The organism is Priestia sp. HNGD-A6 (assembly GCF_045784335.1).
Lineage (GTDB): Bacteria > Bacillota > Bacilli > Bacillales > Bacillaceae_H > Priestia > Priestia zanthoxyli.
In genome coordinates this window covers 4,889,760-4,908,577 of sequence record NZ_CP138621.1, presented here as the reverse complement: position 1 = coordinate 4,908,577, position 18,818 = coordinate 4,889,760, and the positions used below count along the sequence as shown (strand labels likewise).

Below are 18,818 nucleotides of genomic sequence, written 5' to 3'. Positions count from 1 at the left end.
ATGAAACATAATGAAAATAATTCAATCTAAAGACGAATAAGTAGGATAAATGATCTGGACTGCTTGTTCCACAGCTGTTGATTTCTGTGCAAGACTTCGCTTTGTCCTCTAATCAACGGCTAGAACGAACTACATACGGGAAACCTACGTTCACCCTACCAATAAAAAAATCCGAACGAATTTGATTCTCTATCAAGAGTTCAGCTCGTTCGGATTTTTCTTTAACTACTATACTTTTGTACAGGCACTTTAATACTTACGCAAAAGTGATACTTCAGCTTTTAATAACTCCTGCCGGAACAATCCGTATACTTTGACGATTATCTCTTCCACTTCTTGTGTACTAGCAGCTAGTATTCGAATAGCACATCCAGAAATCGGAAGTGCGGAAGCTCCTGCTTTACAGCCTGCCTCTTCGCACAGCTGATGTACTTTCGCTATAAATGCGTCGTCGGCGTTTGGATGAACAATAATAATCGATCCAAAATGAGTATACCCTTCCATTTTCATCATGCCGCGCAGATGGTTTTCTGTCTTCAAGTATAAGTGATCGTATACCTTCAGCTGCTTGTTTACATACAGTTTCAGCTTGGAACGCATAGAGGTATATTGAAACAGCTGCCCATCCGGCGACCACCCCGGGGTGATGCTGTCACACATAAACAAAGCAGCGTTTTCTGCCATATGAACCGTTATTTCTTGGACAAATGCAGCATTTTCATACAAAATAAGCGGGTCTGGTATATATTCCATGATGGATTGTTCTTCAAGGGTTATGCACGTTTCTTGTAAAACAGCTGCGTTCGGTGTTTTGTACACCTTTGTCGCAGATTGAGTAGTAGCAGTCAGCTGAGCATTTTTCTCGACCGTTATCATCGTTTTGTATTTGTCTCCGCTCACGTATCCCCCGCCTACGTGAAGCATATAAACAAAAGGTGATTCAGGAGTCATGTAAATAGGTCTGGCAACTTTGAAAGCCCCGTAATGATAAGTATCTTTAATAACCGTTCGCTCACTGTTTCTTTCTGCACGAAGCTCTAAATAACCCGTGTAGCTCATGATTCAAGGCCGATTAAAAAGGCCTCTTTTTTGATCCATTCTATCACTTGATTGAGCCCTTTATCTTCTTTTAAATTGGTGAAAACAAAAGGCTTGTGCCCTCTCGCTTGGATTGTATCTTTTTCCATTACTTCTAAACTGGCTCCTACATATGGGGCTAAATCTGTTTTGTTGATAATGAATAAATCAGATTTAATCATTCCTTGACCGCCTTTACGCGGGATTTTTTCTCCTTGTGCTACATCGATGATATAAATTGAAAAATCAACGAGCTCTGGGCTAAACGTTGCGGCTAAATTATCTCCTCCGCTTTCTACAAAAATAAGTTCAACATCGGGGTGACGTTCCACTAACTCATCAATTGCAGCAAAGTTCATGGATGCATCTTCTCGAATAGCTGTATGAGGACATCCTCCTGTTTCTACTCCTACGATACGATTTTCTGGCAAAATACTGTTTTTTACTAGAAACTGTGCATCTTCTTTTGTGTAAATATCGTTTGTAATGACTGCCATACTGAGCTGCCCTTCTAGCGCACGCGTTAATCGTTCTACTAACATTGTTTTTCCTGCACCAACAGGTCCACCAATTCCAATTTTAATTGCATCCATTTTTTATGCCTTCATCATTCGAAGGCCTTCCCTCCTTTTTTATGACATGAACAATCGAACATGCAGTTGTTCATGCTGCATTTGAGCAATTTCTAACCCTGGTGTCACGGCACCAAATTCCTCTTGATCTGCTTGCAAAATATGCTGAAGCGCTTGCTGCAGCAGCGGCTGAAAAAGAACGAGCGTTTTTTGCCCGTCGGTTTGGCCGATTGGTATGCCGCGAACAGCATTTTGAATTAATGAAGAGGTGCTAGCGTACAAATGACTTAAAATTGCCTCTTCTTTTGTAATGTTTAACTGCAGGCTGGCTAATGCAAATACAACAGCAGGATGTCCGTACGCCTTCTTTGCTTTTACTTCACTCATATACTTTTCTAAATAAGAGCCTTGAAATAACTCTAAGCAAAGCTTTAACATGCGCTGGCCCACCCGTCTTGTCCCTTCTCTTGTTTCTTTTGACAAAGCAAGAGCGTATAGTTCATGATCAATTCTCATAATTTCGTTAAACTGGTCACGAACAGCATACTCATAAGCCAGCCTGCATGCTAAGCCGTCCGTATACGTCAGCTGAACATCAAGGTATGTACGAAGCGCTTCTTGAAAGGTTTCTGTGTCGTAAATTTGATTTCGCTGAATATACGTTTCAAAACCAAACGAATGCGAAAATGCACCCGATGGGAAATTCGAATCACATAGTTGAATCAGCGAAAGCAATGAATTAGTCATGACTATGTCCGATATGCTTAAAAGCTTGTTTTACTTTTCTTTTTTCGCGCTTATAGGGAATATCGAGCTGCTGAAGTAGTTCTTCGACTAAATAATCGTACTGTACAAGCATGTCTCCACCTTCAAACTGCGCCGGCAAATGGCGGTTCCCAAGCTGATGAGCAATTTCTCCCATCTGCTGAATATCAATCGGCTGAATGGTCAAAATATCGTCTGCCAGAACTTGCACAACAATCATATTGCTTTCATCCATAAATAGTACATCGCCATCAACTAACTCGCGGTTTTCTTTCAGACGAATTCCGAGTTCCTTACCGTGATCTGTTACAACGCGCTGAACGCGTTTTACTAAGTGATCACTTTCGATATATACCTTTTCTATATGTGGAGCTCGTTTTTCTAATGTTGCTATATTTCCGATAATTTTTTCGATTACCATTTTTTCACCTCAAAATAAAAAGTATCGCTGCGCCATAGGCACAACTTCTGCCGCTTCACATGTAATCATTTGTCCATCTATTTTTACTTCGTACGTTTGGGGATCAACTTCAATCTTAGGCATTTCTCCATTTAACTTCATATCTGTTTTTTTTAACTGACGAATATCTTTTACTGGTTTAAGCAGCTTTTGTAACCCTAGTTTTTCGCCCACTTTGTTCTCATACGCTGCTTTTGACACAAACGTAACGGAGGTTTTAGCTCTTGCTTTTCCATAAGAAGCAAACATCGGACGATATAAGACCGGCTGTGGGGTTGGAATTGAAGCGTTAGGGTCTCCCATTAAGCTGTGAGCAATTAAACCGCCTTTTACAATCAAGTCAGGCTTTATTCCAAAAAACGCTGGCTCCCATAGGACTAAGTCAGCTATTTTCCCTGTTTCTACAGATCCTACGTATTCGGAAATTCCATGAGCGATAGCTGGATTAATCGTATATTTAGCTACATAGCGTTTGACACGTGCGTTATCGCCGACTTCGCTGTCACCATCAATTTTTCCTCGCTGCTTTTTCATCTTATCAGCTGTTTGCCACGTTCGTGTAATCACTTCTCCTACACGTCCCATTGCTTGAGAATCTGAAGAAATCATACTGAATACACCTAAATCGTGTAAAATATCTTCAGCTGCAATCGTTTCTTTGCGAATGCGGGAATCAGCAAAAGCGATGTCTTCTGGTACAGCAGGATCAAGATGATGACATACCATGAGCATATCTAAATGCTCTTCAAGCGTGTTGACCGTATAGGGTCTTGTTGGATTAGTTGATGATGGAAGCACGTTTGGAAAGCTTGCCATTTCCATAATATCAGGTGCATGCCCGCCTCCAGCTCCTTCAGTATGGTAGGTATGAATGACTCGATCACCAATTGCTGCAATCGTATCTTCAACAAAGCCGCCTTCATTTAAAGTATCTGTATGAATCGCAATTTGAACATCGTACTCGTCTGCTACTTGCAGGCTTGTGTCAATGGCAGATGCCGTGGTTCCCCAGTCTTCGTGAAGCTTTAGTCCAATTGCTCCTGCTTTAATTTGTTCAATTAAAGGCTCTTTCGCACTTGCATTTCCTTTTCCTAAAAAGCCAATATTCATCGGAAATGCTTCAGCGGCTTCAAGCATTCGTTCGATATGCCACGCTCCGGGTGTACAAGTGGTAGCCTTTGTTCCTGTAGCAGGTCCTGTTCCTCCTCCAATCATCGTTGTCACGCCAGAGGCAAGGGCGGTTTCAATTTGCTGCGGACAAATGAAATGAATATGCGCATCAATACCGCCGGCGGTTACAATTTTCCCTTCAGCTGCAATTACTTCCGTACTCGCACCAATGATGATGTCTACTTCATCCATCAACAGCGGATTACCCGCTTTTCCAATAGTTTGAATGAGTCCATCTTTTATTCCAATATCTGCTTTATATATGCCTGTATAATCAACGATAATGGCATTTGTCAACACTAAGTCCGCTGCTTCACTTCGCGTTGCAAGAGGGTGCTGCCCCATTCCGTCACGAATCACTTTTCCTCCGCCAAACTTCACTTCATCTCCGTAGGTTGTGAAATCTTTTTCAATTTCAATAAATAGCTCTGTGTCTGCTAAACGAACAGCATCTCCAACGGTTGGTCCAAACATATCTGCATACTGACGTCGCGACATTTGAAAACTCATCTTATGCATCTTCCTTTCTATCAGAAAGCGATCTGTTTGTTTTATTGTTCAGACCGTAAATTTCTCTTGTTCCGGAGAAAGCAACCAGCTCTACTTCTTTTGCATCACCTGGCTCAAAGCGAACGGCTGTACCGGCTGGAATATTTAAATGATAGCCAAGCGCAGCTTCGCGGGGGAATTCGAGCGCGGCATTCACTTCAAAAAAATGAAAATGTGAACCTACTTGAACGGGGCGGTCGCCTCTATTGATTACAGTCACGCTAATCGATTGCTTTCTGTTATTACATGTGATCGGTTCTTTTTTTAAGACGTATTCCCCTGGAATCATATTTTTCCCTCCTCTTAACGAATTGGATCGTGAACAGTGACGAGCTTGGTTCCGTCTGGAAAGGTAGCTTCTACTTGAATATCATGAATCATTTCCGGAATACCTTCCATTACATCTTCTCGTTTTAAAATCTTGGTACCTTCTCGCATTAGCTGTGCTACCGTCTTGCCATCGCGAGCTCCTTCCATAATTTCGTATGTAATAATCGCTACTGCCTCGGGATAGTTAAGTTTTAATCCTCTTGTCTGACGGCGTCTTGCTAAGTCTGCAGCTACGACAATCATTAATTTCTCTTGTTCTCTCGACGTAAGTTTCAATGAAAGCTTCCTTTCTGCTAATCTATTTTCTTATTAACATCAAATGTGATATTTTCTAACGCAAATACACAACTAATTATATTAAATTTTCTGATAAAAAACAAAGGATTTATATCTTTCGATAAAAAAAGATGAGCATATTTGCTCACCTTTTACTCTTCTGAAATCACTTGTGTTTTCCATTTCTGCAGGTGTTTCCAACCCAGACCTTCAGCTAGCTGACGTTTTGCATAGTCTACTCCTTTTTCAATAGAAGTTTCATAGCCAAATAAATAATAGCGCAAGCCGGCGTTTAATACTACTTGATTATAGACATAAGTCAGTTCGGAAGAAGATTCACCCTCCAAAATGCGCGTCACATATGCCGCTTGTTTTTCAACACTTATTTTCTTTTCAAAGTGTTCTTCTTCCACAAACAGTCCGTATTCTTTTGGATTGACAATAAACGACTCCATCTCTCCTTCTGAGATAGTAAAAACAAAGCTGCTTCTATGTACAGGTACATCTTCAGATCCTTCTATACCTTGCACCACGTATACATGTTTAAACGGGAGCGAAGCAAAAATGGGCACAATTTTGTTAATGGCCGTGCGGTGAAAAGCGCCCATCATTAAAGAAGAAGCATTTGATAAATTTAATAGTTTTTCAACCGTATTAATTAGTGTTCTTACGCCAATTTCATGACGAATTTGTTTGATGCGACTAAGAGGATAAGAGATTGTTTCAGCATTTACAAAGCCAATTTTTAATGTTTCAAACGTATGACCGATGTCTTCAATCGTTTGAGCTTGAGGGATCTGTAATGAATGAAGTACATCTTCAATCGTTGTTCCAAACTTTGGAGGAAGCGCTTCTGTACAGTGTAAAAAAGCTGGCACACCTCTTTCAGCTAATAAAATCGATACAGGAATGGTCGCAAAAAATGAATTTCTCCCTGCATAAGGGCTTGCAAAATCAATTGATTTATCTTTTAACGGCTGAGACAGCGGTATCTCTTTTGTTTTTTCACGAAAAGCATGAACGAATCCCAATAGTTCATCTGCATTTTCGGTTTTAATACGTTCCGCAATAAAAAAAGCAGCAATCTGAGCATCCGTAGCTTGTCCAGAAGCGATTAAGCGAGCTGCTTCTTTTGCTTGTTCATACGTTAAGTCAGTTGATCCTCTTTTTCCGCGCGCTATTTCTTTGATAAATTGTTGCATATCGTACACTTCCTTTTTAACTGAATATTTGTACATTGTATCACATATTTCCTTTGATCCTTAGATTATCTTCTATCAGGTACGCAAACTGCTAAAAAATATGAAATTAAAGGAAAAGTACTAGTTCTTTTATAACCTAATATAGTATAATCTATCTGCTATACTATTATTTGGATATTTGGGGGACTTTACAAATGAAAAAAGAGAAACTACTTGTACCATTTATAGCAGCATCCGTTTTAGTAGGAGCATCGGTGACAACGCCTGTTTTTAGCCACTCTGCTTATGCTGCTTCTTCTGTGAGCGTTTATCAAAAAGACGTTAATTCGCTAGCAGATTATTACGCACCATTTTATAAAACCGTAGAAAAAAAGCTAAAAGAAATTGAAGGAATAAAAGATGACGAAAAAGCGTTAGCGGCATATGATCAGCTTGCGGATCAAATTGACCAGTTTCTAACAAAGACTGATAAAAATTACGCGATGAATCATCTTAATTCAGAAGCTGATCAGCTTCAAGGGTATTTATATGACAGCTTAATTGCTCTTTACAATTACATTGTAGATCTTGAAGACTATGCGTATGGAGATGTAAGTGACGCGGAATTTAATAAGATCTCTGCAAATTTTGAAAAAGAAATCAACGCATACAATACGCAATTTCAGCAAAAAGCGAAGAGCTATAAAACGAAGCGAAAAGTAACGTTTAGCGCAAATATGAGTTATTTGCTTGATGAAGATATTCAACCTTCACCAACAGCTCCATCTACACCGGCTGATAACAATGGCACCTACACGGTGAAAAAGGGAGACACGCTGACAGCAGTCGCTAAAAAGTACGGCATGACGGTAGCTGAATTAAAAAAATTAAACAATTTAAAAACAGATGCGCTAAAAGTTGGACAAGTGCTGAAAGTGAAAAGTACAAGCGCACCTGCGCCGTCTCCAGCACCCCAAACTTCTGTTAGTGCAAAACAGCAGCAAATTGTATCGTATGCCAAAACACTGATCGGAAAGCCATATAAATATGGAGGCACAACACCAAAAGGTTTTGATGTATCGGGGTACACACAGTATGTATATAAAAACGCGGGCTCGAATATTTCTATCCCACGTACAGTAGCAGATCAGTATAAAAGCGGCACGGACGTAAAGCAAAACAGCCTGCAGGCTGGAGATTTAGTTTTCTTTAAAAACGGCAAATCCGTTTCAGTCGTAGGAATTTACCTAGACAAACAAGAATTCATTTATGTCAGCAGCAAAGGCGTTAAAACGCAATCACTTTCAACAGCGTACTGGAAAAACAGCTATGCGGGCGCAAAGCGTATTATAAAGTAAAAAGAGGTGCCATAAGGCACCTCTTTTGTTTTACTAGCTATGTATTTCTATACTAGACTAGCAATTTTATAAAGAACTTCTTAGTTCATAACCGTGATTTTAACAGATTTTCTTCCGAACTGTTGAGCATCACCTTCAGAAGGAACGAATACATCGATTCGATTGCCTTTAATTGCTCCACCTGTATCGGCAGCTACAGCTTCACCATAGCCTTCTACATAAACTTTCGAACCTAACGGAATAACACTAGGATCAACAGCGATTACTTTTTGGTTTGGATTTGCTTTTAAATCCACTCCTGTAGCAGTTGTACCGCTACATCCAGCACAATTAGCCGTATAGGCAGTTGCTTCAACTGTCATTGATTTGCCGCTGGCTTGTTGTGACGATTCAGCAGGTTGTTGTTGTTTTTGAGCTTGTTCAGCTTGAGCTTGCTGCTGCTCTTTTTGAGCTTGTTCAGCTTGAGCTTGCTGCTGTTGTTTTTGAGCTTGTTCAGCTTGAGCTTGCTGCTGTTGTTTTTGAGCTTGTTCAGCTTGAGCTTGCTGCTGTTGTTTTTGAGCTTGTTCAGCTTGAGCTTGCTGCTGTTGTTTTTGAGCTTGTTCAGCTTGAGCTTGCTGCTGCTCTTTTTGAGCTTGTTCAGCTTGAGCTTGCTGCTGTTGTTTTTGAGCTTGTTCAGCTTGAGCTTGCTGCTGCTCTTTTTGAGCTTGTTCAGTTTGAGCTTGCTGCTGTTCTTCTTGAGATTGTTCAGCCGGCGCTTGAGCTTGCTGAGCTTCTGGAGCAGCTTGGGCTACTGAAGGGCTTGATTGCTGAGCTTGGCCGTTTGGAGACTGAATTTTTAGTTGTTCGCCAGGATAAATTAAATCTGACTTCAGTCCGTTCCATTCTTTAATTTGATCTACCGTCACGCCGTATTGCTGACTGATGGACCATAATGTATTTCCTTGCTGAACTTTGTGCGTCATTTCTTTTATAGTAGCTACGTTTAATTCTTGATTTGGATAAATAATATTAGATGTTAAGTTATTTGCATCTTTTAGCTCGTCTACGCTCACGCTGTGCTTTTGAGCGACTTTCCATAACGTATCACCTTTTTCTACGTGATACGTTCCGCTTGTAGAAGCAGAAGCTGCACCTACAAATCCCGCTGAAAGGATTGCTGTTGTTCCTAGAGTAAATATAAATTTTTTCATTACGAATACCTCCTTATTTACTCAATGATTGAATGATATCATCCTCATATTTCACAGCCGTTACAGAGCCATGCTACTTTTATTACAAAACTTAACAAAAAGGAACGTTTAAACGTAATATTTCTGATAATTTGGCTATATGATGAAACGTTTCTACTTTTTACTGCTTTTTATTGTTGTTTTAACCAAAATAGTTAAATTTCTCTATCATTACTGGCTATGCCTCTTCTTTTTTATTGACCATTTAACGGGTATATTAAGTTTTTTTCGTAACAAAAAAGAGGTTGGAAATGAATCCAGTCAACTGCTAGAAGGAACTACATAAATGAAACCTATGTTCACCATAACAAAAAAAGCGAACCGCTCATCAAAGATTCTGATGAGCGGTTCGCTTTTCAATTCGGCTAAACTACTTGTGTCCCAGCCTTTTTATTTCTTATTAAATCCTTGCTTTTCAACAAATTCTTTCATATACATACGCTTAGGATTGGAAAGCATTTCAGCCATTTGACCAGTCCATGTGTCTTGGCGTTTGCCATTTGTTCGTTCGTTGTAATAAGCAGAAATTTCTTCGTTATACGTCGTTAATTCTTTTTTCGTCTGCTCATGGTTTGGCTCATATGTTTCTTCATGATACACATGTTTAAATGGTAAGCGCGGCTTTTTATCCGTCATACCCGCTGGATGTCCAACCGTTAGACCAAATAACGGGATTACATGATGAGGCAGTTTTAACAATTTGCTTACTTCTTCTAATTCGTTACGCAAACCGCCAATATAACAAGCTCCAAGTCCCATTGATTCAGCAGCAAGCGTTGCATTTTGCGCAGCAAGGGCAACGTCAATAATAGCTACCATGAACTGCTCTGTGCTTTCGAGCGCTGTCGATAAATCTTTTTTCTCCATTTCTGCAATGACATCATGACGATGAAAGTCAGCGCAAAATACAAAGAAGTGTCCATTCGTTTCTACGTAAGGCTGATTTCCTGCTAATTGGGCAAGCTTTCGCTTCGTTTCTTTATCTTTTACTCCAATAATGGAGTACGCTTGAATATAGCTTGATGTGGAAGCTGCCTGTGCGCTTTCTACAATCGTCTGAATTTGCTCTTCCGACAATGGTTTGTCTTCATATTTGCGAATAGAACGATGATTTAAAATCGTTTCAATAACTGAGTTCATATTATAATCTCCTTTTACTTCATTTAACCTTCTACAGATGTTATATCTACAGTTAGTTTATCGAATGTAAAAAGAAATAACCAATGTTCTGCTTAAAATTGATTTTGACTTGTCTCATATCGATACAGCTTAAAGTGATCTGCAAGCACGCGATCTACTTTTACTTCTAAGCTGTCTACATATTCGTCCATTCGTTTTATCAACCGGTTTCGTTTCACATCATTTTCTAAAATGTTCTTAAGCTGCTGTTCAAAGGCTTCAGCATCATTAAGCGGTATCAGCAGCTCTTTTTCTTTTAGATATTCAATGTTAATTTGTTCTTGACCGGGAAGAGATGAATGAATAAAAATAGGTAGTCTCTTATGAAGGGCTTCGCTAATTGTAACGCCTCCTGCTTTTGTGACAATGGCATCTGCTCCTTCATATAAATCATTCATTTTCTCTCTTGATTTTACATACGGGACCGCTTTAACTTTCGGGTGGTTTAGTTTCACTAGTTCTTGATACAACTTTTTATTTTTTCCACACAGCACATAATACATATACGTACAGTTTTGCGGAAGCTGCTGAAGCATTTTGCGTACATTCCCAAGGCCCGAATTTCCTCCGGCAATCAGGATATGCTTCTGTGGCATGAGATGGTCAATCCGTCTTTTTAAAAACGCTTTATGAACGGGAATGCCCGTTACATAAATAGAAGACTCTTTTACACCGTGAACGTTTTGTAGAAATGCTTTCGTATCCTGATCAGGCACGCAGTGAAGTTCGATTCCATTTTTACCCCATACGTCGCTTACTAAGAAGTCGGTGTATACGTTTATAATAGGAAGATCAATGATTCCTTTTTCTTTTAAGCCGCTTAATACACAGGAAGGAAAGCTGTGTGTGCAAACAATGACGTCGGGCTGCTCTGCATCAATTAATTTCTTCATATGATATTCGATAATCGGCCACTTTTTCACGACAAAATCATCCATCGTATGGTCGTTTTTTTTGTATACATGCCCGTAATAAAATTTTTCAAACTGCTTTGGAAAAACAGAAATCCATTTCATGTATATCGATGAAATCATTTGTTCAAGCGGTTTGCTCCAATAGCTTAAACAATCAATTTTTTGACAAATAACGTGAGAAAAACGTTCCATGATGGCATCCATAACGGCGTCTGCTACTTGGTGATGACCAGATGGCATCTGAAAAAGCGGCAAGAACAGAACCTTCCTCATTGACCATCCCTCCTCTCAAGACGTTTTCGGTTTCTTTTTCTTTTTATAAGTAAATAAATAACAAAAAAAGCTACAGCTCCCATAATGATATACGAAATATGAATCCGGTCTCCTACATAGTAACCTAGAACGAGAAAAGAAAGGACCCATACTAGACTGCCTACCACCGATAACAGCAAATAAAGCAAAAACGGATAGCGACTTATTCCTGCCATATATGGGCTAATTTGACGTAAGCCTGGAATATATAAACCAAATAAAATGGTCCATATCCCATATTTATGGTAGCTGCCGCTTGCCGCTTCAATTTTCTCTTTGGTTAACCCTACGTATTTTCCGTATTTATCAAAAAATGGGGTTCCCGCATACCTTCCTAGCCCGTAAGCAGTAAGCATTCCAGTTATAACACCTAAAAAAGCAAAAAGAGATGATTCGTATAAGTTCAGCTGATGTTTGGCAATAAACATGCCTAATAATATTAAAAATGATTCTTCAGGCGCTGGAATTCCAACAATCCCACAAAAAAGTACAAGTAAAATAACGATATAACCATAGGAATGTATATACTGAGAAATAATTGTTAAGTCCACTGCTCGCTCCTCTATTTACGATTGATTCATCAATTGCTGCATGGTTATACTTTCATACCCTTGCTGTTTTAAGTAAGGTAAAAATTCTTCTAACGCCGCAATCGTCATTTCAGGTGCTTTTTCATCTGCTCCCGGGGTATCTCCATTATCGTGTAAAACAAAAATGGCTCCATCTTCTACTTTACGCATTAGTTTTTGAACTAATGCCGTTTTCGTTGTTTTTAGTGTCCAATCCTGAAAGATTCCTGTCCAGATTACGAGGTGATATGGCTTGGCCATTAATAAACTGCTCATATTTAAATGTCCCCACGGCGGACGATAAAAAAGCGGCTTTTGATTTGTTACTTTCTCTATAACCTGTGCACATTGATGAATTTGTCTTTTTAATTGCCAAGGTGTTTGCGTCCATGCACTCACGTGACGATGATGATGTATAGCTACTTCATGTCCTTCATCAATCATCCTGTTTAAAATAGACGGGTGTTTTTCCCCTAGTTCTCCCACAATAAAAAAAGTAGCTTTCATTTCATGCAGTTTGAACAAGTCCAAAATTTTTGGCGTATAAACAGGATGAGGCCCATCGTCAAATGTTATAGCTATTTTATGCTTTTTTGCCCCTTTTATTATGACTGATGAATGATAGCGACGGTAAAGGGTTTGCGAAATAATGGTATATACACATATAACCATTAGAACGAAAAGTAAAACAATAAAAAAACGAGTCATATGCTTTTAACCATCCTTTTGAATTTAAATCCTGCATTTATTATAACGGTTTACTCAGACTTTGGTTTCATTTTTTTGTGATAGAAGCCAGGAATTTTAAAATAATTTGATACTTTACCTAAAAATAGCTGTTCTGCAAGGATATACCGGAAATAAAATGATATCATAAAATTTCCCTTCATTCAGTAAAAAAAGTACTTTTTACCATTTATATCTATCTTTTGTATGATAACTGTCCTTGTTTTTTGAAAATAAAAAAACTTCCCGCACGAGTGCGGAAAGTTTTGAAATTAAAATTTTGACCGATACCATTTTTCAGCTGCTTCAATTTCTGTTCGTGTTAACTGATGTCCAAATGATTCCCAATGGACCTGTACGTCCGCTCCGGCTTTTTCTAAAAGAGCAGAAAGTTCTTCCGTTTCTGATGCTGGGCAAATAGGATCGTTTGTACCTGCGCCGATAAAGATAGAGGCGTCGGTCTTAGGCACTTCAATTCCTCTTCTTGGAACCATCGGATGAAGAAGAGCCGCCCCTTTTAAAGAATTCTCATAATGAAACAGCAAACTTCCTGCAATATTGGCACCATTTGAGTAGCCTACAGCTACGATGTTGTGTCGGTCGAATGAATATGTTTCAGCCGCTTCATCTAAAAATTGATGAAGTTCTTTTGTACGTTCAATTAAATCTTCTATATCAAATATTCCTTCTTGTAAACGTCTAAAGAAACGGGGCATTCCGTTTTCTAGTACATTTCCTCTTACAGATAATACGGAGCAAGAGGAATCAATCATATCTGCAACAGAGAGCAGATCTTGTTCTGTACCTCCTGTACCATGCAACAGCAATAAAGTCGGTTTCGTCTCGTCCGTTCCTTTTTTAAAAATATGTTTCACGTATATCCACTCCTTTTAAATATCTCGAATTAAAGATAATTTTATTATAAGAACTTTCGAAGCATTTGTAAAGGAACTACTGTCAAAGAAATACCTGTATGTTTTGCTGGCAGTATCACATAATACTGAATAACTTCATATGGCCATTGCTCATATGCAGCTAGGTATTTAATTCGTTTGACTTACAGCGGGTAAAGAAATATTCCACTTTTATCTAAGTGCTCCCGTCAAAAGGTGGATAATAATTAAAACTCGCCCGTCCTCCTTCGTATAAAAAGTGCCCTAGTCTGATAAATTAGTTAATTTTTTCTTTATTTCGTTACTTTCAACAGATATCAGCATTTATACCCGAGCGTACTAAATCGTATTTCTTATACGTGTTATAGCAACTTTTTTCTATGAGAAACAGAACGTAAAATACCCCCTTGGTTTTTCATAAAGGGGAACAAAGCCCCGAATGGTGCTTTATACGACTTTATTTGACAAACACAAATTTATGGGTAAACTAAGTTCAGATGATTGTATTTCACTTTGTTTCAGTTTAATAAAAAAACGAAGCATCTGCGAGTAAGCAAAAAATAACTGCGTAAAGAGCTATTTATGTCAATCGTCTTATACCCTAAAAACTTACCTGCACTTGAATAATAGCCTTTATTAAACTTAGCGCGTCAGCTTGTAAACGTTAATACTTTATCACCCATCTCTTTGTTAAAAGATTGAATGGGTCAACAAACTTCAGCATTCTTTACATAACGACCTTGTAAAGACGAAGAATGTAGCTATGTGTGAACATGGAATTATTACTTAGTGGAGTGAACCAACATGAGGAAATTTATTTTAGCCTTTTTAGTCGTTGTTTTAATTGTAATGCTAGGAGTTACCTATGTATTAAAGCAATTTCAGCAAACGGCTGATTTATCTTACTCGAAACTGCAGTCGGTTCAAAGTACGGTAGTCTATGACAAAAATGACCGTAAGATTGACGAATTGTATAAAACCGTTCCCCGTCAAAATGTTTCGAGCAATGAAATTCCCGATTATGTAAAAATGGCGTTTGTTGCAACGGAAGACCGTCGCTTTTACAAGCATTTTGGGATTGATTTACAAGGTATTGGCCGCGCCCTTTTTAAGAACATTGTAACAATGAGTAAAGCTGAAGGCGCAAGTACCATTACGCAGCAGTTAGCAAGAAATCTTTACTTATCTAGTGATAAGACCATTAAACGTAAAGTAGATGAAATGTTTCTATCACTAGGCTTAGAAAGACAATTTACAAAAGATCAAATTTTGGAATTATATTTAAATCAAATTTATTTCGGAAGCGGTGTATACGGTATTGGTGCAGCTTCTCAGATTTATTTTAATAAGCCTGTATCAGATTTAACCGTAGGCGAAGCTGCGCTTTTAGCAGGACTCCCAAAAGCGCCGAGTACGTATTCACCAAGCAATAGTACAGAAAAAGCAACAGCCCGACGAAACGTTGTATTGAAACTGATGCATGACCAAAACGTTATTAGCGATACTCAGTATCAGCAAGCGTTAAACGAACGCGTAGTCGAGCCTAGTATTCCGGTTAAAAAACCGAACTCAAATCAAGCATTTATTGATTATGTAATTAAAGAAGCTGCTCAACAATATGGCGTATCTGCTGATGACCTTTATAAGGGTGGTTATGCCATCTATACAGATTTAGATCCTAATTTACAGGAATCGATTAATAACTCTGTAGCAAATCATACGTTCCGAGATGATGACATCAACAGCAAAGTAGAGGTTGGGATTTCAGCTGTCAACCCTAAAACAGGCGGGATTTCAGCGATGTATGGAGGACGCAGCTATGAACGAAACGGCTTAAACCGTGCTACAAGCGGCTATCAGCTTGGTTCAGCTATTAAGCCTTTAGCCGTATACGGTCCAGCACTAGAAACTGGAGATTATACACCAACTTCACTCTTAAGTGACGAACGACAAGACTTTGGCGGTGGATATAGCCCTAAAAACGCAGAAGGTGAATATCAAAAGCATGTGACAATGCGTGAAGCACTTACTCGTTCACTTAACGTTCCAGCTGTTTGGCTTTTAAAACAAATTGGTATTGATACAAGCGTAAAATTCATGGAAAAAGCTGGACTTCCTCTTGAAGATGACGATAAGTCAAAATTAGGACTTGCTCTTGGAGGAACGACGACAACGTTCTCTCCCCTTCAGTTAGCACAAGGATATACAACCTTCGCTAACAAAGGCGTCATGACTAAGCCGTACGCAATTCGGAAAATTGAGATGCGCGACGGTGAAGTGAAAAAGCCAGACATTCAGACAGAGCGAGTAATGAGTGAAGAAAATGCGGATACAATGACATCCATGCTGCAAGACGTAATTGAAAAAAGCTATGGAACAGGTGTTAACGCTCGTTCTTCACGAGATGCTGCAGGTAAAACCGGTACAACCAACGACGTCAAAGATGCTTGGTTTGTCGGGTATACCGATGATGCAGTCGTTTCTATCCACGCTGGCTTTGATAATGCTAATTCTACGCAAACAACGAAATACTTATCAGGCGGCGGCGGACAAGACCCTGCTACACTGTTTAGCTCAATTATGAATAACTGGTAACCAAAAAACCTCCAACTTCACTGTTGGAGGTTTTTTTAAGATAAATGCGTTTTATGCTTAAGTGAAAAAAAGGAAACGTTAATGACTTTGCAAATCGTTACATAATGCAGAACGGTCAAAACAACCACGCCACAGTTCATCCCGATAATAATTCCCTGCATGCCAATATTTGTTTGTGATCCTAAGAAAAACATCAGGGAAAAAGAGACAATATGAGACCAAATCGTATGATAAAAAGCATCTTTTACATAGCCGAGTCCAATTAAATAAGCTTGAAGCGGGACGGCAAAGAAGTGAAAAAGAAAATACGGCCATAAAGCCTTTAGATAGTACACGGCTTCTGTAGAATGAAAAAACAAGTTAGTAAGCGGCTCAGCAAAGAAATACATCGCCACTATAGACGGAATCCCATATAAAAATGTCATTTGCATACTTTGAGTCAAAAGTCTTTGAAGCTGTTCTTCCTGATTTTTCGCATGAGCTTCAGATACAGCAGGTATGAGTGCTACTAAAAGAGAGTGAGCAAAGAAAGCCGGAAAAAAGCCGATCGACATCGCTACCCCTGTTAGCATACCAAAATGCTGCGTTGCCCCGGTTAACGTCATGCCCGATAAAACGAGCGCGTGTTTGATTAAAAACGGCTGAATAGCATTACATACCGCATTAAATAAACGCAGTCCCGTGGTCGGAAGTGAGACGCCTAACAGCTTTTTCCGAATCTCACTTGGAGAAAGCAGAGGCCTGTGCCCTCTTGATAAAACACTTAACTGAGTAACATACGTGATAAAAAAATAAAGCAAAATAACAGCTTCGGTTCCAATCAGTGTACAAATCGCAATAAACAGAGACATTTTAACATCTGTGAAAGCGAACATTTGAAAAACAACAAATAAAATAGTTAGCTGAAAGGCTTTGCGAATAAAATTAGACACAGCGATGGTCATCATATTATTTTTACCCGTAAAATATCCACGAAGCACCGCTGAAAATGAAACAACCGGAATGAAACATAGTACAACCCATTTCAAGTAAGGATGATAGTGACTGAAAAATGGAAAGGCTGCTAATACGGCCAGTGTAATAAAAAAGATCCCCAAGCTCACAGCAGTCGCAAAAATGGTGGCATGCTTCATCATATGCTGATGTTCTTTGCGATGATGTTCAGCAAGAAATTTAGAAATAGAAATAGGCAGTTCTAAGTTGGCTACGGTGGCAATAAGAAAAATGATAGGAAGAACAGTCATGTACATGCCCATGCCTTCCCTTCCTAATTCTCTAGCAAGTACCATATTTACAAGAAATTCAATTAACTCTCCTGCAAAGGCAGCACCTGCTAGAATAAACGTTCCTTTCAAAAAAGTGTTCATCTCGTTATCTCCTCTATCTCCCGTCCTTTTTCATCACTACCTCTTCTCTCTATGTATATGACAAGCCCAATACGAATTATTTGTCTAATTGTATTTTTTCGGTGTACAAGTTCTTGTATAATGTTCAACCTATGTGAAAAAAAACCGTTATATACCTTTTTTACATAGGAAATTCATTCATTTCTTATACTTTGGCTCTTGAAACTTACATAGAAAAACAGGAGACTGAATGAACCTGCCGATTGCTAACGGAAATAGAGCATGCTGTTTTAATGTAACAAATTTACATATTAGTTAAGCGTCTTTATTCATCATTTTCTGGGGATGCACTTCTTTTTTTGATACCGAGGCGTTTTTGCCTAGCACAACCGAAAAGACAACAATTATTGCTATAGCAAGAGTAAAAAGTGTAATTGATTCGCCTAGAAATAGAGCTGCAAACAGAATCATTAAAAATGGCTGCAAATATTGAACCTGGCTAACTCTCGCTATTCCCCCCATAGCCATCCCGCTGTACCAAGCAACGTATGCTAAAAATTGACTCACAACTGATAGATAAATCAAACTAACCCACGCTTTTAAAGGCGCATGAAGCATCTCAGCTGTAATGCTTAGTCCCACTGGAATCATAAAAAATGGCGCACCGATGATAATGGCCCAAGCAATTACCTGCCAGCTGCCTAATTCTCTTGCCAACACCCCTCCTTCTGCGTAGCTCAGTCCAAGTATCAGCACCGCTGCTAGTAAAGCGGCATCGGCAAACTGCAGTTGACCAAATCCGAGGTGAAGAGCATACACGATAACAGCCGCAGAACCAATCATGCTTGATATCCAGAATTTGAAAGAAGGACGTTCCCCTCCTCTAAACATCGCAAAACCGGCTGTGGCTAATGGTAAAAGAGCGAGTTCAACCGCTCCGTGAGAAACAGGCAATGATTTCATTGCCCAGGAAGTGAGCAGAGGAAACCCTAAAACTGCGCCTAAAGCAACGATCAGCAGACTTTTAAATTGGCGAAGAGAAGGAAATTTTTCTTTTCGTACAATCAATATCACAGCTACTAAGATAGCAGCTATAGCTGTTCTTCCTAAACCGGCGACTGTCGTTCCGAAATACTCGACTGCAATGCTTGTAGAAGGAAGGGTTAAGCTAAAACAGATAACGCCTACTACCCCTAACAATAAGCCGATTTTCTCTCTCGTTTCTTTTTGCATCTTACCCTACCCCTGTCTTTTTATTTTTCAGAACTGTACCATTTTTCTAAAAAAAGTTCTGATATAATTAAAAGGATAGCGCAG

The 18,818-nt window shown here is 39.1% G+C and carries 18 protein-coding genes; 2 read left to right on the top strand and 16 right to left on the bottom strand.

Translation table 11 applies throughout. The features are described from left to right. Positions 1-249 precede the first annotated feature (249 nt). From SCI76_RS25535 to SCI76_RS25500, 8 genes are all read right to left on the bottom strand, one after another. Positions 250-1,059, bottom strand: coding sequence for an urease accessory protein UreD (locus tag SCI76_RS25535; protein WP_407544695.1), 810 nt, complete (start codon positions 1,057-1,059; stop codon positions 250-252). Next, a complete protein-coding gene (gene ureG / locus SCI76_RS25530) occupies positions 1,056-1,670 on the bottom strand; it encodes an urease accessory protein UreG (protein WP_028412821.1) in 615 nt (204 codons plus the stop codon). Before ureG ends, SCI76_RS25535 begins: the two co-directional genes overlap by 4 nt. Positions 1,671-1,709: 39 nt before the next feature. Continuing rightward, a complete protein-coding gene (locus SCI76_RS25525; RefSeq protein ID WP_048019019.1) occupies positions 1,710-2,396 on the bottom strand; it encodes an urease accessory protein UreF in 687 nt (228 codons plus the stop codon). Continuing rightward, a complete protein-coding gene (gene ureE, locus SCI76_RS25520) occupies positions 2,389-2,835 on the bottom strand; it encodes an urease accessory protein UreE (protein ID WP_048019018.1) in 447 nt (148 codons plus the stop codon). The genes SCI76_RS25525 and ureE overlap by 8 nt, the downstream gene beginning before the upstream one ends. A 9-nt stretch (positions 2,836-2,844) precedes the next feature. Continuing rightward, a complete protein-coding gene (gene ureC / locus SCI76_RS25515; RefSeq protein ID WP_028412818.1) occupies positions 2,845-4,554 on the bottom strand; it encodes an urease subunit alpha in 1,710 nt (569 codons plus the stop codon). Between the two features lies 1 nt (position 4,555). Further along, positions 4,556-4,882, bottom strand: coding sequence for an urease subunit beta (locus SCI76_RS25510; RefSeq protein WP_028412817.1), 327 nt, complete (start codon positions 4,880-4,882; stop codon positions 4,556-4,558). Positions 4,883-4,896: 14 nt separating this feature from the next. Beyond that, positions 4,897-5,199 carry an urease subunit gamma gene (locus tag SCI76_RS25505; protein ID WP_013057659.1) on the bottom strand — a complete coding sequence of 101 codons (303 nt, stop codon included), beginning with the start codon at positions 5,197-5,199 and terminating at the stop codon, positions 4,897-4,899. Positions 5,200-5,351: 152 nt separating this feature from the next. Continuing rightward, positions 5,352-6,401: an anthranilate phosphoribosyltransferase gene (locus SCI76_RS25500; RefSeq protein ID WP_048019017.1), complete on the bottom strand. Its 1,050-nt coding sequence runs from the start codon at positions 6,399-6,401 to the stop codon at positions 5,352-5,354. A 194-nt stretch (positions 6,402-6,595) separates the two neighbouring features. Here SCI76_RS25500 and SCI76_RS25495 point away from each other — a divergent pair, with 194 nt between their 5' ends. Beyond that, positions 6,596-7,738 (top strand): C40 family peptidase, encoded by a 1,143-nt coding sequence (locus SCI76_RS25495; protein ID WP_048019016.1) that lies wholly within the window; start codon positions 6,596-6,598, stop codon positions 7,736-7,738. Between the two features lie 80 nt (positions 7,739-7,818). Here SCI76_RS25495 and SCI76_RS25490 read toward each other — a convergent pair whose 3' ends face one another. The 6 genes from SCI76_RS25490 to SCI76_RS25465 form a co-directional block, all read right to left on the bottom strand. After that, the gene (locus SCI76_RS25490) at positions 7,819-8,928 is read right to left on the bottom strand and encodes a LysM peptidoglycan-binding domain-containing protein (RefSeq protein WP_407544690.1); all 1,110 of its coding nucleotides are present in this window, start codon (positions 8,926-8,928) and stop codon (positions 7,819-7,821) included. A gap of 429 nt (positions 8,929-9,357) precedes the next feature. Continuing rightward, the gene (nfsA, locus tag SCI76_RS25485; RefSeq protein WP_028412813.1) at positions 9,358-10,107 is read right to left on the bottom strand and encodes an oxygen-insensitive NADPH nitroreductase; all 750 of its coding nucleotides are present in this window, start codon (positions 10,105-10,107) and stop codon (positions 9,358-9,360) included. A 92-nt stretch (positions 10,108-10,199) separates the two neighbouring features. Beyond that, a complete protein-coding gene (locus SCI76_RS25480) occupies positions 10,200-11,333 on the bottom strand; it encodes an MGDG synthase family glycosyltransferase (RefSeq protein ID WP_028412812.1) in 1,134 nt (377 codons plus the stop codon). Further along, complete coding sequence (locus SCI76_RS25475; RefSeq protein WP_028412811.1) at positions 11,330-11,923, bottom strand: DedA family protein; 594 nt, start codon at positions 11,921-11,923, stop codon at positions 11,330-11,332. Before SCI76_RS25475 ends, SCI76_RS25480 begins: the two co-directional genes overlap by 4 nt. Before the next feature lie 15 nt (positions 11,924-11,938). Then, positions 11,939-12,649 (bottom strand): polysaccharide deacetylase family protein, encoded by a 711-nt coding sequence (locus SCI76_RS25470; RefSeq protein ID WP_034270087.1) that lies wholly within the window; start codon positions 12,647-12,649, stop codon positions 11,939-11,941. A 290-nt stretch (positions 12,650-12,939) separates the two neighbouring features. Then, a complete protein-coding gene (locus SCI76_RS25465) occupies positions 12,940-13,542 on the bottom strand; it encodes an alpha/beta hydrolase (RefSeq protein ID WP_328179693.1) in 603 nt (200 codons plus the stop codon). Positions 13,543-14,364: 822 nt separating this feature from the next. On the opposite strand from SCI76_RS25465, the gene SCI76_RS25460 reads away from it, so the two are divergent. Further along, positions 14,365-16,155: a transglycosylase domain-containing protein gene (locus SCI76_RS25460; protein WP_034270090.1), complete on the top strand. Its 1,791-nt coding sequence runs from the start codon at positions 14,365-14,367 to the stop codon at positions 16,153-16,155. 35 nt (positions 16,156-16,190) lie between these two features. Here the strand turns inward: SCI76_RS25460 and SCI76_RS25455 are convergent, their stop codons facing one another. Together SCI76_RS25455 and SCI76_RS25450 are read right to left on the bottom strand one after the other, a co-directional pair. After that, positions 16,191-17,522 carry a polysaccharide biosynthesis protein gene (locus tag SCI76_RS25455; protein ID WP_328179691.1) on the bottom strand — a complete coding sequence of 444 codons (1,332 nt, stop codon included), beginning with the start codon at positions 17,520-17,522 and terminating at the stop codon, positions 16,191-16,193. 294 nt (positions 17,523-17,816) lie between these two features. Then, positions 17,817-18,734, bottom strand: coding sequence for a DMT family transporter (locus SCI76_RS25450; protein ID WP_221832654.1), 918 nt, complete (start codon positions 18,732-18,734; stop codon positions 17,817-17,819). Positions 18,735-18,818: the final 84 nt, after the last annotated feature.

Excerpts from the sequence above, each read along its gene's own strand:
- SCI76_RS25535 (WP_407544695.1), bottom strand. The coding sequence starts at position 1,059 with ATGAGCTACACGGGTTATTTAGAGCTTCGTGCAGAAAGAAACAGTGAG.
- ureG (WP_028412821.1), bottom strand. The coding sequence starts at position 1,670 with ATGGATGCAATTAAAATTGGAATTGGTGGACCTGTTGGTGCAGGAAAA.
- SCI76_RS25525 (WP_048019019.1), bottom strand. The coding sequence starts at position 2,396 with ATGACTAATTCATTGCTTTCGCTGATTCAACTATGTGATTCGAATTTC.
- ureE (WP_048019018.1), bottom strand. The coding sequence starts at position 2,835 with ATGGTAATCGAAAAAATTATCGGAAATATAGCAACATTAGAAAAACGA.
- ureC (WP_028412818.1), bottom strand. The coding sequence starts at position 4,554 with ATGAGTTTTCAAATGTCGCGACGTCAGTATGCAGATATGTTTGGACCA.
- SCI76_RS25510 (WP_028412817.1), bottom strand. The coding sequence starts at position 4,882 with ATGATTCCAGGGGAATACGTCTTAAAAAAAGAACCGATCACATGTAAT.
- SCI76_RS25500 (WP_048019017.1), bottom strand. The coding sequence starts at position 6,401 with ATGCAACAATTTATCAAAGAAATAGCGCGCGGAAAAAGAGGATCAACT.
- SCI76_RS25495 (WP_048019016.1), top strand. The coding sequence starts at position 6,596 with ATGAAAAAAGAGAAACTACTTGTACCATTTATAGCAGCATCCGTTTTA.
- SCI76_RS25490 (WP_407544690.1), bottom strand. The coding sequence starts at position 8,928 with ATGAAAAAATTTATATTTACTCTAGGAACAACAGCAATCCTTTCAGCG.
- nfsA (WP_028412813.1), bottom strand. The coding sequence starts at position 10,107 with ATGAACTCAGTTATTGAAACGATTTTAAATCATCGTTCTATTCGCAAA.
- SCI76_RS25480 (WP_028412812.1), bottom strand. The coding sequence starts at position 11,333 with ATGAGGAAGGTTCTGTTCTTGCCGCTTTTTCAGATGCCATCTGGTCAT.
- SCI76_RS25470 (WP_034270087.1), bottom strand. The coding sequence starts at position 12,649 with ATGACTCGTTTTTTTATTGTTTTACTTTTCGTTCTAATGGTTATATGT.
- SCI76_RS25460 (WP_034270090.1), top strand. The coding sequence starts at position 14,365 with ATGAGGAAATTTATTTTAGCCTTTTTAGTCGTTGTTTTAATTGTAATG.
- SCI76_RS25455 (WP_328179691.1), bottom strand. The coding sequence starts at position 17,522 with ATGAACACTTTTTTGAAAGGAACGTTTATTCTAGCAGGTGCTGCCTTT.
- SCI76_RS25450 (WP_221832654.1), bottom strand. The coding sequence starts at position 18,734 with ATGCAAAAAGAAACGAGAGAGAAAATCGGCTTATTGTTAGGGGTAGTA.